General features: G+C 60.7%; 13 protein-coding genes. 6 read left to right on the top strand and 7 right to left on the bottom strand.

What is annotated here, in order from left to right:
* Positions 1-284: 284 nt before the first annotated feature.
* Entirely contained in the window at positions 285-1,019 is a 735-nt protein-coding gene (locus ACOGXA_RS11120) for a hypothetical protein (RefSeq protein WP_419923938.1), read from the bottom strand.
* Positions 1,020-1,043: 24 nt separating this feature from the next.
* Here ACOGXA_RS11120 and ACOGXA_RS11125 point away from each other — a divergent pair, with 24 nt between their 5' ends.
* The 3 genes from ACOGXA_RS11125 to ACOGXA_RS11135 all read left to right on the top strand — a co-directional run bounded on the left by ACOGXA_RS11125 (position 1,044) and on the right by ACOGXA_RS11135 (position 4,681).
* Positions 1,044-2,366, top strand: a complete 1,323-nt coding sequence (locus tag ACOGXA_RS11125) for an ISL3 family transposase (protein ID WP_419923939.1) — start codon at positions 1,044-1,046, stop codon at positions 2,364-2,366.
* 566 nt (positions 2,367-2,932) lie between these two features.
* On the top strand, positions 2,933-3,727 hold the full coding sequence (locus tag ACOGXA_RS11130; protein WP_419923940.1) for a potassium channel family protein: 795 nt from the start codon (positions 2,933-2,935) through the stop codon (positions 3,725-3,727).
* Between the two features lie 276 nt (positions 3,728-4,003).
* Entirely contained in the window at positions 4,004-4,681 is a 678-nt protein-coding gene (locus ACOGXA_RS11135; protein ID WP_419923941.1) for a DUF2971 domain-containing protein, read from the top strand.
* 281 nt (positions 4,682-4,962) lie between these two features.
* Here ACOGXA_RS11135 and ACOGXA_RS11140 read toward each other — a convergent pair whose 3' ends face one another.
* The 3 genes from ACOGXA_RS11140 to ACOGXA_RS11150 form a co-directional block, all read right to left on the bottom strand.
* A complete protein-coding gene (locus ACOGXA_RS11140) occupies positions 4,963-6,066 on the bottom strand; it encodes a GmrSD restriction endonuclease domain-containing protein (RefSeq protein WP_419923942.1) in 1,104 nt (367 codons plus the stop codon).
* A gap of 102 nt (positions 6,067-6,168) precedes the next feature.
* Positions 6,169-7,467 (bottom strand): hypothetical protein, encoded by a 1,299-nt coding sequence (locus tag ACOGXA_RS11145; protein WP_419923943.1) that lies wholly within the window; start codon positions 7,465-7,467, stop codon positions 6,169-6,171.
* A 14-nt stretch (positions 7,468-7,481) separates the two neighbouring features.
* Positions 7,482-7,928, bottom strand: a complete 447-nt coding sequence (locus ACOGXA_RS11150) for a hypothetical protein (RefSeq protein WP_419923944.1) — start codon at positions 7,926-7,928, stop codon at positions 7,482-7,484.
* A 542-nt stretch (positions 7,929-8,470) separates the two neighbouring features.
* On the opposite strand from ACOGXA_RS11150, the gene ACOGXA_RS11155 reads away from it, so the two are divergent.
* Entirely contained in the window at positions 8,471-8,797 is a 327-nt protein-coding gene (locus ACOGXA_RS11155; RefSeq protein WP_419923945.1) for a hypothetical protein, read from the top strand.
* Between the two features lie 52 nt (positions 8,798-8,849).
* Here ACOGXA_RS11155 and ACOGXA_RS11160 read toward each other — a convergent pair whose 3' ends face one another.
* On the bottom strand, positions 8,850-9,347 hold the full coding sequence (locus ACOGXA_RS11160; RefSeq protein ID WP_419923946.1) for a hypothetical protein: 498 nt from the start codon (positions 9,345-9,347) through the stop codon (positions 8,850-8,852).
* A 177-nt stretch (positions 9,348-9,524) separates the two neighbouring features.
* Here ACOGXA_RS11160 and ACOGXA_RS11165 point away from each other — a divergent pair, with 177 nt between their 5' ends.
* Together ACOGXA_RS11165 and ACOGXA_RS11170 are read left to right on the top strand one after the other, a co-directional pair.
* Positions 9,525-10,577: a hypothetical protein gene (locus tag ACOGXA_RS11165; protein WP_419923947.1), complete on the top strand. Its 1,053-nt coding sequence runs from the start codon at positions 9,525-9,527 to the stop codon at positions 10,575-10,577.
* A 774-nt stretch (positions 10,578-11,351) separates the two neighbouring features.
* Positions 11,352-12,134, top strand: a complete 783-nt coding sequence (locus ACOGXA_RS11170; RefSeq protein WP_419923948.1) for a hypothetical protein — start codon at positions 11,352-11,354, stop codon at positions 12,132-12,134.
* Between the two features lie 602 nt (positions 12,135-12,736).
* Here ACOGXA_RS11170 and ACOGXA_RS11175 read toward each other — a convergent pair.
* Positions 12,737-13,360, bottom strand: coding sequence for a cysteine hydrolase family protein (locus ACOGXA_RS11175; RefSeq protein ID WP_419923949.1), 624 nt, complete (start codon positions 13,358-13,360; stop codon positions 12,737-12,739).
* Positions 13,353-14,486, bottom strand: coding sequence for a hypothetical protein (locus tag ACOGXA_RS11180; RefSeq protein ID WP_419923950.1), 1,134 nt, complete (start codon positions 14,484-14,486; stop codon positions 13,353-13,355). Before ACOGXA_RS11180 ends, ACOGXA_RS11175 begins: the two co-directional genes overlap by 8 nt.
* Position 14,487: the final 1 nt, after the last annotated feature.

The raw sequence follows: 14,487 nt of genomic DNA on the forward strand, positions 1-14,487 counted from the left end.
AAACTTGGATATCCTGGCCCCATGTTCAAACTATGGGGGCTTGCACACCTACGGGGTTCATGCCCGGAATGTGGTCGGGAGAGAGTGATCGTTCGCCCTGATTTCTGGCTGGACAGGGAATGCTGTCCCTATTGCCGGGCAGACCTGACATTGGCAGTCGAAAGCTGGATCGAGGTAGAGGCAAATGAGGCTGCGAAGGAGAAGAAGCAACAAATGTACGATGAAGTCCTTACGAGTGCTTAGAAGCTAAGTCTGAAGGCGCGTTCTAACTGCCGGAGGCAAAGCTATTCGTCGGGCAGGTCAGGCAAGATAATTCCGCAGTAGTCAAGGAACGCCATAGCCTGAAAGCTGTTTTTCCGTGTCCCATAGTCCAATGAGTCTCCATGAAGGACGAGGTTCCTGTTGAGTGGGTAGGAACTACCGGGATGCGGCCTCATGGACTGGAAGAGTGGAAAAGAGCGACTTTTCAGTGCAAGGATGAAACTGCGGGTGAGGCTGTCTTTCACGAATTCGTCGGCATGTTTCTCAACCGCTTTTTCCCTCTTCCCTCGAAAGATATGATTTCCACCTCGCTCATTCCATATTCCGTCTGCCTGCGCCAGAAATACAGGAACGGAGAGATTGTATTTCCCAGCTTCGTGAGCCTCGAAGGCTTCACTGAATATGTGGGCGCGGGAATGGAACCTTCTGATTAGTCCGCTCTTGATGTAATCGGTCATTCCCTGAAAGATGGCGCACATTTCCTCATCGGCGACATCTGGATTACCCTCAAAGAGGCTCACAATCCGCTCAACGTCGTCGGCAAGCGTGTGCAGCGGCATGACCCATCCATGCTCCATGAACACGCGAATGTTGTCTTTGTCTGTGAAGACAGCGTTGCTGGCTGCCATAGCTTCCGAATAAAGCTTCATGGCGTTGGCCTGGGCGGTTATGTGGCTCTTCGCGTGGAAGCGGGGACTGGGGTGTTTGTGGGGGTCCGCCACTGGGTAGGGGGCCTCGCCGATTCTTGTGACTGACACAGTCCAAGAGTCAGGAGGCCCCTGGTGGTTCAAGATAGTTCAGCGGTTGAGTTCGGCGCGCTCGGGTTGGAGGTGACCGGCGTTGAAGAGGTGGGCGGCGAGGTGGTTGTGCGGGTCCAGTCCCCGGGAGGCCAGGCGGTGTTCTGCGATGGTTGCGGGCGCCGGGCCCGCTCCAAGGGGCGGCGGGAGGTGGTGTTGAGGGACGCTCCTTTCAGCGGCGGGCGCCCGCAGCAGGTGGTGTGGAACAAGCGGGTCTGGGTGTGCCCCGACGCCCACTGCGCGAAGGGGTCTTGGACCGAGCGGTCCGAGCTGGCGGGGCCGCGGCGGGTATTGACCGAAAGAGCCGCGAGGTGGGCTGTGGGCAGGCTGGCAGCTGTGGAGGGGTCGGTGGCGTCTTTGGCCCGCCAGCTCGGTGTCGCCTGGCACACGATGTGGTCCCACATCGCCTCTGCCGCCGAGCAGGCTGCGGCCAGCAGCAGACGGGTTGGGCCGGTTGCCAAGCTCGGATTCGACGAGACGGTGATGGCCTCGGCCTCGCGGCGCCGCCGCCGCCGGTTCATCACCGCCGCGGTTGATGCCGACACCGGGCGGGTCGTCGACGTGTTCGAGGGCCGAGACTCCGCTGACCTCCGTAAATGGGTGTCCAAGCAGGCGCGGGAATGGGTACGGGCCGTCGAGGTGGTTTGCATCGACCCCCACGAGGGCTACCGCAGCGCCATCAGGTCGCTGCGCGGTGATCGCCTGCGGGCCGGCACCCAGATCGCGGTGGATCCGTTCCACGTCGTGCGCTTGGCGAACCAGGCTGTTGACCGGTGCCGCCGCCGCACCCAAAACGACACAACCGGCCACCGGGGCCGCAAAGGCGACCCCCTCTACGGGGCCCGCAAACTGCTGTTGACGGGCCAAGAGCGCCTCGATGCCACCGGCTGGGACCGGCTGCGAGCAGCCCTCGACGCGGGCGACCCCTACGACGAGGTCGCCGACTGCTGGGAGGCCAAAGAAAAAGTCCGGGCCGTGTTCAAAACCGCCGGCCCCGACCAAGCCGCCGCCCGGCTAGATGACGCAATCTCCTGGTGCCAAGCCCCCGAAGCGGCCCCCGAGCTGCACCGCCTCGCCCGCACCCTCAAAAGCTGGCAAACAGAAATCCACACCAGCATCGCAACCCGAGCCCACAACGGGCGAACCGAAGCAGCCAACGCCAAAATCAAAGACATAAAACGCTCAGCCAGAGGCTTCCGCAACTTCACCAACTACCGGCTCAGAATCCTGCTGGCAGCCGGACAAAAACCACGCGAAACTCAACCCGTCACAAAAATCAGAACCCGACGTCCCAGCTTCAACGCGTAGAGCCGGTTATGTGCTCCTGATAGAGGTCAATACTCGTTTGGATATTCGCGAAGGACGATTGCAGCCAGCCTGTCGCAAGTTGCGACTGCCATGCCGAGGACGCTAGGTGGATATGTGGGGTAGATCGGGCAGCAAGCCGCGCAATCTGTTCGGATAGGTCTTGATCGTCAGGCATTTTGCTCAAGCTCCTGTGGGGCATACGCGCAACTGCGATTCGCGGAGTCCGTCGGAGAGGGGAATCTCCTGCACACTGAGGCAATTTAACGGTTGGCACACTCCGACAGTCTGGCATGGGCAATGACTGATGGCTGCACGATTTCCCAGGTCTCGGCAAGAGCGAGGACTGGGCATACCGGCAGGTCAGCGGCCCACCCGAGAGGGCGGCCGAAGCGTCAAACCTAAGATTGGGAAATGATAGAGCTGGGATCAGGAGCGGAATTGGGTGTCGCCGCAGGTCAAAGAGCTGTGAAAGAGAGGCTGCCTCATGTGGCAAACTCACCGCTGATATGAGTTCTCCCCAACGCTCTGACGCTGTTGCCCGGTGGGAGGACGCTGCGGATTGGCCGATGCTGGTCTTGGCGTTGGGCAGCATCCCGCTCTTGGTGTTTGAGCGGTCGGTTTCGTGGGTGGAGTCAATAGCCGTGCCGTTGAACTGGGCGATCACAGGGGCGTTCGCCGTCGAGCTTGGGGTGAGGATGGTTCTTCACGGACCAGGCCGCAGACGGTACGCGGCCAGAAAGTCGTACGACTTCGCCATAGTCGCTTTGACGGTGATGCCCGTGCTGATGCCGTTGCGTGCTTTGCGTTCGGTGCGGGTTCTGAAGGTTCTGAAGATTCTCAGGTTGGTGGCGTTCGCCGAGAGGGGCTGGCACACCGCCAAGCGGATATGGGCTGGCACGTCGGGTCGCTACGTCCTGGCCGCTGCCGTCGTGCTGATTGCAGCCTCGGCGGCCGGGGTCTGGTTCTTCGAGGACGATGGCGGCGGCGACATCGACTCTTGGGGAGAGACGATCTGGTGGGCAATCGTGACCATGACCACCGTCGGCTACGGCGACATCGACTCTTGGGGAGAGACGATCTGGTGGGCAATCGTGACCATGACCACCGTCGGCTACGGCGACATCTCACCGACAACGGGCGGGGGCAAAGCAGTAGCAATCATCCTTATGCTCGCAGGGATAACCGTCCTTGGAGTCATCACCGCGAACCTCGCAGCCTGGTTCACCAGAAGCAAAGAAGAAACCGAACAAGATGACCTGGCCCGACAAATAAGCGAGTTGACATCTGCTGTAGAACGACTGAGGGCACAAATGGAGGAAACGCGTTGGAAGATGGCTCGCCTAGCCAGATATGAAGGATAATCAAAATAATCGTTCCTCAAAGAGGATGGAAGGGGCAACAACAGTGTCGTGCGAGTTAGTAATTCTTGTAGGCGGGGACATCAACGGAAACCACAGAACACGAGAATCATCAAGAGCGACCGACGACTGCACCGTTCAAGAAGTCAAACTGCCGTATAAGCTCTGTCGGTTGCTTGCCATTTTTGTTCGACCACATATTGCCGTACTCCGTGCAAGAGCATTTTGGCAGCGCTTCATCGAGCAAAACATCATATCTATAGAAACCGGGAGAATTATATGTCTGAATCGCTTGCACCTGAGACAACGCTGTGGCGGTATATGGATTTCACAAGGTTTGTATCACTATTCTTGGATCAGTCTCTATTCTTTTGTAGGGTAGATCAACTCGATGATCCCTTTGAGGGGAACATTACAAGAATAGAATACGAATACCTGATGAATAAAGAAGAACCGGAATGGGAAGATTATAGAAATACGCTATCTGAATTGTATAAGCTAACTCGCGAAACTGTATACGTAAATTGCTGGCATTCAGATTCAAGAGAATCGGCGGCAATGTGGAGCCTTTATTCGGGACAATACGATGGCGTTGCCATAAAGACGGATTTTCAATCTCTGAAGACCAGTATCGAAATTGAACACTTGGTACTCTATGACAAGATTAGTTATAGAGACTACAACAAGTTTCCCTATGAGCACGAAATCGCGCCGCCGTATCTGTCAAAACAAATAGAGTTTGAGCACGAAAAGGAGGTACGCGCCTACAAACATGGTGATTATCCTGACGTAAAAGGCATCCCTGTCCCTGTTGATATTGGTGTGCTTGTTAAAGAAGTAGTGGTAGCTCCATATGCAAAAGGATGGTTCGTTGATCTTGTGGAGTCTATCGTCCATACGTCTAAGTCGAAGGCAACGGTCAGTAAGTCGCAACTCGCAAATGCTCCTGATTTCTAAGCAGTCTCACGGGAGTGGCGAAAAGTGTCGAGCCGGTGCGGCTGCTTAGCAAGATGACCGTTGCAACCGGAATCCCGTACAAGACGTGGGACCTCGCCCTTCTCAGTCTCAGTCGAGCCAGAAAGGGCCAGCTCTTGATACCAGAGCGGAGACGAGTTTCTGTTCGGCGATGAGGTCGTAGCAAACAGGCTGAGATCGCCGAAACGGATCACTCTACCCTTGCTGCTCACAGCCCCATCCGTCGCAGTCGCGTTTAAGGCGGTAGGGGTCTATGCCGATGGTTAGGACGTGCAGCCCCTTCCATCCCCATCCCTATCGAGTCGGTAGGGGTCTACTCCTGGCACTAACACGGTGACGGGCTTTTGGCTGGCAGTCAGGTCGCCGCAGTTCAGAGCGTCCCCTGGCAGGTTCGGCAGGCACGGGCTGTAGGCGGGATGGCAGTCGGATTCGGTTTCGATTGTCCCTGCGATTGGTTCTGTTGTGGTGCTTGGCAGGCTGTGGCCTGCGCAGCCTTCGAGTGCTCGGGCCAGCGCGTTCTTCTCGTCGGTGTCCACTGACAGGGAGTAGGCGGTCTTGACCTGCACGGTCTTGGTTGCGAGGAGGCACCGCCCTTCGACGATCAGCTCGGTGCCTTCGCACACGCCGCTTCCAATCCGCCCCGACCATTCGGCCATGTCACGCGCGCCTTTGGATCGGTTGACGCAATCACGAGTCGCGATCAGATTCTCAGCTTCGTTCCCGAAGGCCCGCCGCCGTGCCGTGTCCCAAGCCCACGCGCCGGACTCGAACGCTTCCTGAGCGGCGACGATGTGGTCCACATCACAGGTAGAAGGATCGAACGAGATGCCGGTGTAGGGGTCGATCCCAGCGTGGTCGCACAGGTAGCCCCGGTCATGCTCGAAGTCGGCTCTCACATATCCTGAACCCCCGTACTCTGCTTCGACGGTCAACGCGCTGAGCACGTCCATCACAGTTGTCTCAGTGCCTCCGCCTACCTGCGGGTCGACTTCGCCGCCGTCTGCGGTACATCCACCGGGCACGAGCTGGGTGTCAACGTCGAACTGGCATCGGTAGACGTTCAGCAGGGCCTCTTGGTTCTGGATCAGCCCGTCCCGCACGTCGATGTCGTTCTGTGTGGGATTCGCGGGAGCGGGTCCAGGAGCGATCACATCAGGGGTGGGACAGCCGCCTGGCACCACGTCGGTGTCCACGCCGAACAGGCAGCGGTAGGTGTTCAGCAGGTTCTCCTGGTTGGCGATCAACTGGTCCCTGGTCTCGATGTCCGCGACGGTCTGAGCCGAGGCGACGGGAGCGAGCAGCGTCGCGGCGAGGGCAACAGCAGCGGCCATCGCCGCCCATGAGCGGTACTTCAATTTCCTATGCACAAGTGGGAGGGTACAACTTCATGTCAGCTCAGTTGGTGCTGGCACCAGCCCCTCCAAAGGGACCCCGCGTTGGCAACCTCATAGTGGTTCTTTCCCTGCTGGCTAACTCCAGTTGACGGCGTGGTGGCCGCCGAGCCATTGGTCCCATTCGAGTTCATTTGGATAGCCGCTGGGACGCTCAGGGCCGTCGTAGTACCAGATGTCTGGTGGCGGCCCGGCAGCTCCGACGGCGAACCAGTGGCCTGTGATGGTCTGGCGTTCCGCGCACCAGCTCTGCCCGTCGCTGCTGACGTGGATTCGGATGCCGTTCGGGGTGGGCAAGCAGTTCTGTTCTGAACGCCTCTCCAGAGACGGAGACATGCTCTCGTTCTGGTATCTGCCTATTCTGCGATGCTCGCCCATCTGGTCGAAGGCCAGGCTTCTCAGAGCTTCCATCGTTTCGCTGTGCTCTCTTTGGTCGAGCTGATTGCCGTCGGAATCGACACCGGCGACACCGGAGTTATCGACGAGTCGGCGTTCAGCAACCTCCTCGGCGGCGACGCGCTTACGGTCTTCGTCAATGATCTGCCCGACTTCGTTCCAGGCATCCTTGAACCCGGATGTGTGGGCGAAGCGCCATCCCCCTGCACGGCGAAGGACTCGCAGGCGATTGGGGTGTCTCCCTGCCAGCAGCACCACAGCAAGGAAGCGGGAGTGAACCGGCTGCCCTTTGGCGGCGGAGCGCATCTGCTTGAATGCGCGCTGGTAGGTCGAGTACACCGCTAGCAGGTACACATAGATCAGCGCTATGGCCGTCAGCCAGACAGGCAGCAAGAACTCTCTCGCTAGGTCACTCTGGTCGATGTCTGCCCAGTCGCTCATTAGGCGCATGATCCCCCAGGCCAGCGCCCCTAACCCGTAGATGCTCAGGCATCTGTTCGCCATCTTGGCGGGTTGAGCTTGTTTCGGGAATCTCTCGGGCAATCCGACTACAACAATGCAGGTGAACAAGACCGGCTGGGCAAGTAGCTCGACCCACAGCGAGAACGAGGCCAGGTTCGCTACGAACTCAACGAAGACCACAACACCAATCGAACGGAGAATCTCCCGTTTGAAGAACCCCGGCTCCTCGATGGCCTCGGTGAACTTGGAGAACAGGCCGAACCCTGCCAGCAGAAGCCAGAGGACTGTCGTTTTCCAAAGACCCGACTCCCAGATTCCCAGCATGGAAGCAGGAACCAGAATTCCCAGCATCAATCCCACATACGCCCACACGAACCAGAAGCGGAAGATCGCGAGAACCGGCTTGAGCAAATCCATAGTGCCGCCTTGTCTCCGGCCAGCCCACAAGAAGCCTGCCAGCAGCACCCCGAGCCAGACCATCGAGGCGATCTCCCGGTTCGTGAACAGCCCTTCATCCACAGCGCTAGCCCCACCTAGTCCTCGGCGTTCTCGCGGGCCTTGCCTGAGTCGCGTATGGACTCGAAGAATGCGCGTGGCACCGCGGCGAACATGAGGAGGATTACCGTGAGGATGCCAAGCCCGAGAATCGTCTTGAACACATCCCATCCGGCACCGTCGGGCACCGTGTAGTAGACGACCACAGCCAAGGGCGAGTACAGGAAGAGCGCCATCAGCGCCCCCGCGTATCCAACATGTCTTGATAGACGCGGTGCCGAGGACCCGGACTCGCCCCCAGCGAACAAGATGATGAACAGGCCAACCGTGACCATCACCGCAAGTGGCGCTAGCGACACCTCCAGAGCGTGCTCAACCTTGTCCCGCCCCAATACCGCGACGACTGCCAGCCATGCTGTTAGGAACCCCATGATCTTCGTCTCGTGGGGGCCGAGCATCTGCCATTGCCGGGCCTCGTCGCTCATCCGCTTTTCCGTATTCTTCGGCCGCCATTGCGACCACCAGCGGAGGGACCCGGAAACAGCTCTCCGGACGCGGCTGCTTGGCTTCATCGGGCCGAATTCATCGCTTGTCATGCTCTCTGACTCCTATTGCCGAAGGGGTACCTGCGGCAGCCATCGGCCCTCTGTCCAATTGTCCGACTCCTCGCTCTTGCTCGGTGGTGAACTGGGTGCAGGCGGCCAACTGCCCTGCATCGACATGGTATGGATCAGGATGACAGTTTGAGGCGATGCCGCAGAGGGCTGGTTGGGCTGGTTGCTGTCTGGCGGGATGTGTGATCCAAAGCCGGCCGGATTGGACGGCTGTGGCCGGAATCTCGGGCGGTTGTCCGGTTTGCGTGGGGATGTCGGCTGCGGCCCATGATGCTGTTCGATGCGCTGCTGCTGGGATAGCCGCAGGTGTCTTCCGAAGTTGGCTGTTGGGGAGCGGAGGAGGGGTTCTTATGGATGGTGAGCCGGTGCCTGTGGGTGGGCGAGTGTCCACCGGCGAAGGTTTGGTAGGACAGATGTTGGCCACGCGCACCGTGTTGTGGGATGCGGTGAGGATGCTGAGCGACGAGCAGGCAGACGAGTTGCAGGCCAGCAAGGCGGAGTTGGCCGGAAGGTTGAGGGAGCTGTGGGCCGACGGTCCCACGGACCAACAGCAGGCGATGATGGACGAGTACGAGATGATCGCGTTGCGGCTTCGGCACCGATTCGACTTCGTTGAGGACAGCGCCGGAGATGGCGGCGAGTTCCGCGTTATGTGCCTCCAATGCGAGACGCTTCCAGTCACGGGTTCGGTGTGCCCGACATGTGAAACGGGGAAGTGGCTCCAGGTCGTTAGCTGTTGAGTATCAATAGAGAAGACCGAGCATCCTGGGCATAGGCGGTGGCTGCGGTATCTCATCGGATTTTTCCAATCGAGGAGGAGCAGAATTCGGCTCTGCCGACTGCCCACACGCCTTTGCTGAACTGCTCGCCGTGCAGTAGCAGTTGGGCGTTGCCGCGTTCATCGCGGAAAGCGACCGTGTTGGCCTCTTCGGGGGATCGGGTCAGGGGATCATCGGGGTCTCTGTACCTGTCGGGCCTGTTCTCCCACCAGTCCGACACGGCCTCTCCCAGCGTGGAGAACCCCTCGACGTCTTCCTCGGCGACCGCCATGCCGTGCTCGTATTGAACGTCGGCGGACAGTTTGGTGTAGCACTCAAGTCCCGAAGCTGTCTCGTAGACCGCCGTTTCGGTCGCCGTCGGCGATGAAGAAGCCGTCGGGGCAGGGGGTGGAGTGGCCGGAATCGTGTGCGCCGGGGTCGGAGAGGGGATGGGTTCAGCCTGATGGGCGGTCTCGGTTGCGTTGCCGCAGCCGACTGCGATGGCCAACAGAGCAGCGAGCAGATGACGCACAGTTGTCAAAGTAGCCCTGTTTGGACAACGGGTGATCTCGGCATCTCATAGCGAGACAGAACTGTCATTGGCCGTCGGTACGATCCGTCGGGGATGGCAAAACCAATCCCATGACAACAAACCGAACCCTCTACCCGCTGTTCGCAAGCTGAACAGCCCTTTTCAAGGAGCTGCCGAATGTCTGTTTACGCCGAGCCGACACTGACAATCACAACCGAGACCACCGATGTTGGGTCGCTGCGTGAAGGCGACCTGCTCCACTACGCGTTCCCAGCTCCCCACTATCGAGTTATCAGCAATGAGAACCGTGGTCGTCTGCTGGCACCGAACCGCCGCAGAGAGGTGACGCTGGTCGATTCTGAGGGGGTGAAAAAATGGTTTCTCCTGTCACCCAAGCGCAAGGTCGAGCGGGTCACGAATCCCGCGGTGCCCGTCGGGCCTTGGTTCTTCGACCTGACCGGAACCGACATCTCAGACAGCCTGAGGTTGTGGCAGCGAGAAGACGCGCTTTGGCACAGGGCGCTGTGTCCGCTCGCCAAGCCCTTCGTGCATCTGTGGCGGGAAATCCTCGATTTGCAGTGCCGCGCCTACGCGCTGAAGCTCCGGGCGGGCTTCTGGGCTGCTTTGGCCGTCATTGTGGTCACCGCGGTTGGACTAGCGACCAGAACTGCGCCAGAGCTGTCGGTTGCTATTGGCATTGTTGGCGCGTTCATTGTGGAGCGCTGTTGGGAGTGGTGGCGCGCGAAGTCTCGCCGCAAGCTGGCCAAGGGGGTATCGCTGCGTGTGCGGTACAAGCCCAACGGCCCCAAGGAAGTGCGCTACGGAACCCTTGAGCTGAGGCCGCGGGGAGCAACCATCCTGGGAGAGGAATCGCTTCATGCTTGGTTCTCCTCTGAGATGTGCCTACGCCAAGGAAGACGCGTGCTCGCGACATGCGCGTTTTCCAACTGCATAAGAAGCGAACTGACGCTCACGAACTCGGCGGTCGCGGAGGCCATCCGACACCGACTCGACAACGGCTCCGACCGCGCGATCTACGCGTCGTCGCCCAAGCACGACCCCGCAGGAGAAGCACTACCGGACATCACCATCCACCCGTCAGATCGTCGGTTCAGCCTCTCCTTTGCAGACAAGGAGACGAACAGAGGATTCAGCGTCACGCTCAAGCTGCACCAGGCTCGGGTCCTGGCCGACGTGCTCGAAGTCATGGACGCAGGCCGACGGCTATAAGACCACCGAGACCGAATTTGGCGAGGCAGTTGGCCAGCGTCGATTTCGTATCAGGCGAGACCTTTGCGCGGAGGCAAATCGGCTCGTTTCCTTGAGTGAACGTCAGAGTGTGCTGAGCGGTATCCGGCCCGTGGGCAGCTATCGTGCCGCAATGAGACGAAAAGAGGGCACGCAGGGGAGGATTTGGCGGGAAGCGGGAGACCTTCGGGTGTGATTCGAGAAGCGTGGGAGCGAGTTGCAAGCCATTTGCGAGCCGAGGCCAGATGGCGAGAAGGGCGAGTTGTAGACGGTCAGGACTACTACAGGCATTCGGAGCCTCTTGGCCGACACTCTTCCTTTGCCCGAGTCTCTTGGCTGAAGGCTCACTTCAGATTCAACAGGTCTCCAGCCGAGATCGCCCGTTCAGCCGATTCGGTGTTCGATGGCGTGTTTGAACACGTTGAGACGATGGTCGCTCTCGGCGAATTGGCCGTCGAGCAGATCGAACAGGAACTAGCGATTCGGTCCAGTGCGGGAGGCAGCCAAGACTCTGGCTTGGCGCTATGGGGACAGTCCAGTGAGGGCAAGTGTGAACTAAGTCTGGAGATCACCCCGTTTCCCGAGCCGCATTTGGACCGACGATTCGACGCTGCGAGCCGCAAGCCCAGGCCAGCGTTCAGGTCTTTGCGTCGTGAGAGCGAACTGGTTTGCTTCAGCGTTCTAGAGCGGGTCGTGGTCGGAAGCGAACCTCAATGGCGTGACTCCTCGGCTTCGGACGGCACCCACGATGTAGACATGGCCTTGCCCGGCTCTGAAGCGCCTCCAGTGCGTGTTGAGATAACCGAGTTGACCAGCGAGACAGGCGAGCAGTGGGGGAAGGGGGATCGTGGTGAGCCGCGTGTCGTTGAAGGTGCAGACGGCAAGCTCAGATATCAGTGGCACGCCTCGTTGAACATGGGGGATACCCACAGCAATCCAGCATGGGGCAACCTGGACAAGGACAGGAGGCAGCGGAAAAGGAGCGGCGAAAAGATCGACGGGATTCTGTTGGAGTTCCTGGCTAGGGCAGAGAGCCAAATGGGAACCATCGAGGGGGCTGTGAACCTCGCAAACCAACACATCGACGGTCGGCTCAAACCAGGAGGGGAGCTGCTAATATTCCCCTTTTTCCGGGCGCAGCGAGCACCAAGCGGTGGCATCGGCGGCTTGAGGGTCTCCTACGACGGCTATTCGGTAGACCTCTCGTCAGTCGGCTCGACCAAGGCCGCGGAGTCGACCAACCGGGAGATCACTCGCAAGGCGGCAAGGAACCAGGCAGGTGCGCTGCCAGGCCAGAAGTGGTTGGTCATGCACCTCGACCCGAACTATGCCATTGCAGTGGGCTTGGGCATGGAGAAACTCTTGAGACATCCCCCTTCATGGATTGCGTTCGCCTCGTTGATCGACCGGCGGCACTTTGAAGAGGTGTGGCTCGTATGGAAGAGCCTGAGGGCAAGAGAAGGCACCCCCCATTCCGAGCTTCCCTTGAATGTGATTCGTCTCACGCCGCGAGGCTCTCGCTACATGGCCCTTGCCTGAGAGCAGCCAGCCAACACCAACAGCCATCGAGCCACCAATGCCGGAGGCGGTTTACATGGCGGGAGCAGAGCGCACCATGAGGCGAGGCTGCGGCCACAACGGGTGAGCAAACTTGCGAAAATCATCGGACAAGCCGGTCGCGGCTACGAAATCAAAGCGCTGGCCACCAATGCTTCAAAGTAAATCCACAACCTCCTGAACTGGGGAAATAGAGAGAACGCGCCAAAATCGAGCAAAACGCGTTCCAAAGCACGATCTCCGCGAACCCTCAAGCAGGGAGTTCGCCATTTCGCGCACACGCCCATCCACACCGAAGAAGCATCAAACTCCAGGCCAACGACGGATCGGCCATCTCACCAGTCGCGTCGTTCGACCTGGCCGGTTTACCCGAGGCCATCAAACCCGTCCGCGAAAACTGCAGAATCTAACCGGTATCGGCTTGTTCGCTTCTAGCGGGTGTGTTCGAGGGCCTGGCTAAGGAGGCCCGTTACTGGTGGCCGCAGAAGCGGTCGGTGGCGGCGAGCCGGGCGGGGTCTTGTGGTCGTTGTTCTGCGGCGGCGGCAAAGATGCTGCGCTGTCGGCGTCTGATGGGTGCGGCTGGCTCAGTTGTGGGTTTGGAGGTCGGTTGTGGTGATGATGTTGTGGGCTCCTGTGTAGCGGGGGAGGATGGTCAGGGCCGCGGTGTGGGCGGCTGTTCCGCCGGTGCTGGCGCACAGGTCGGCGACCACGACTGGGTGGAGTCCCAGCTCGAACAGCCCGGCGGCGGTTGAGAGGACGCAGACATCGGTGTCGATGCCGCATACCAGCACCGTGTTGGCGCCGATCCGTTCCAGTTCGGCGGCGAGGCCGGTGCCGGAGAAAGGCGAGTACCCGTTTTTTTCGACCACTGAGGTGGCCAGCGCCTCTACCTCTGGGGCCAGGGCTGTCTCTTTGGGGTTTTGGAGCTTGTGCCAGCCCAGCAGCTTGGCGAACGGCCCGCCGGGGCCGGGGTTGATGAAGCGTGTGAAGAACCGGTGCTCGACGCGGGCGCGGGCGAGGAAGCTCTCTACTGCGGCTGGGATGTGCTGGGTCGGCGGGGCGATGAACCCGGTTTGGATGCCCACTGCGATCACGCAGTCGGGGGTCCGGGTGTTCGCGGCGACGCTGTTGTGGGGCTCGGTCACATTGTGCGGCGGGCCGTTGGGAGTCCCGCTTGGTGGGGGGCGGTTGCCGCGGTGTTCAGGCATCGCCGTAGAGGCGGTCGGTGGCGGCGAGCCAGGCGGGGTTTTGGGGCCATTGCTCGGCGGCGGCGGTGAGGATTTCTGCGGCGGCGAGGCGTAGTTCTTTTCGGGGGGTGGGGTCGGCTATGAGCTGGTCGAGCCATTCGTCGGTGACGGTGGGCAGGGGTGGTCCGATGGTGGCGGCGATGGCTTCGGCGGTTTGTTCGTCGTTTTGGTCCACGGCGTCGACGAGCAGGGCGATGTCGGTTTTGACTTGTGGGGCGAGGGCCCAGTCGGCGGGGCTCTCGCGGATGACCCAGCCGTCTTTTTCGGCTCGTCTCATGAGGCTGCGGACGTTCTCTTGGGTGGAGCGGAGGATGCCGGCCACCTCGTCGGTTTTGGCCCGATTGGCGCCGGCGGCGACGAGCACGGCGAGCAGCGACTCGCGGGCTTTGCGCATGGGCCTGTTGGAGCAGTACAGGTTGAACACCTTTCCGCAGCGGGCTTTGAGGCCGTCGGCTCGGGCGAGCAGCTCTTCGCGGGTTGCGGGGGGTTGGGCGGGGGTTTCGGCGCGGTGTTCGGGCTGTGGGGGTCCGCCCGGGTGGTCTGCGGCGGGCTGGGCCGGTGCGGGCGGCTCTGAGGGGTCGGCGGTCGCGGCGGGCTGGGCGGTTGCGGGCGGCTCTGAGGGATCGGCGGTCGCGGCGGGCTGGGCGGTTGCGGTGTCGCGGTCGGTGTCGGTGTCGGGTTGGAGGGGCGGGAAGTATGGGGGCGGGATGGGCTGGTGGCGGGGGCGGGGCAGGTCCCACACCGGGGAGAACAGGTGCAGTCCGCCGCTGTGGGGCCTCCAGGGCCTTCGCCGGATGATCCAGGACAGGGCGGGTGCGGCGACTATCGCCCAGGTGGCGGCGGCGGTCGTGGCCGCGCATCTGGCGGCTTGTTTGCCGAGGTCGTTTTGGGTGATCTGGTGGTAGGCGGCGGTCCATGTTTCGGGGTCGGTTTCGAGCAGCCCGTTGTGCGCGGCCCAGGCGGCGTAGGCGCAGAATCCGGCCAGCCAGACGACCGAGCGGGCCCATTTGCGTATTTCGCGGCGGCCGGTGGGGGTGGCTTTGCGCCGGGTGTAGTAGACGGCTCTGGTGGCCTCGATGCCGGTCATT

Source organism: Candidatus Poriferisocius sp., assembly GCF_965208475.1.
Classification (GTDB): domain Bacteria; phylum Actinomycetota; class Acidimicrobiia; order Acidimicrobiales; family Bin134; genus Poriferisocius.